This window comes from Janthinobacterium sp. GMG1, from assembly GCF_034427795.1.
Lineage (GTDB): Bacteria > Pseudomonadota > Gammaproteobacteria > Burkholderiales > Burkholderiaceae_D > Janthinobacterium.
Genome location: NZ_JAXQNT010000052.1, coordinates 1 through 421 on the forward strand (window position 1 = coordinate 1; position 421 = coordinate 421).

1 protein-coding gene is annotated in these 421 nt (G+C 62.5%); it reads right to left on the bottom strand.

What is annotated here, in order from left to right; translation table 11 throughout:
• Positions 1–421 (bottom strand): AMP-binding protein (locus tag SJI03_RS28850; protein ID WP_322429466.1); only part of this gene is annotated, 421 nt, incomplete at both ends.

Genomic DNA, 421 nt, shown 5'->3' on the forward strand with positions numbered 1-421 from the left:
CTCGCCGACCTGCGATTCGTACACATTCACCACCGCCTGCCGTATGCCGGCGATTTGCAGCAGCGCCGTTTCGATTTCGCCCAACTCGATCCTGAAACCGCGCAGCTTGATCTGGTTATCGGCACGCCCCACCAGTTCGATCACGCCATCCGCGCGTATGCGGGCCAGATCGCCCGTACGATATAGCCTGCCCCCTGCCGACTGGCTATAAGGGTCGCGCACGAATTTTTCGGCACTCAGTTGCGGCAAGCCCAAATAGCCGCGCGCCACCCCAGGCCCGCCGATGCACAGTTCACCCTTGACACCGGGTGCAACCAGAGCTAACGCGGCGTCGAGCACATACAGACAACTGCCTGCGAACGGACGCCCGATCGGCACCATTCCCTGCCCGGTTTCCTGCCCCTCGTGGTAGCTGCTGTCA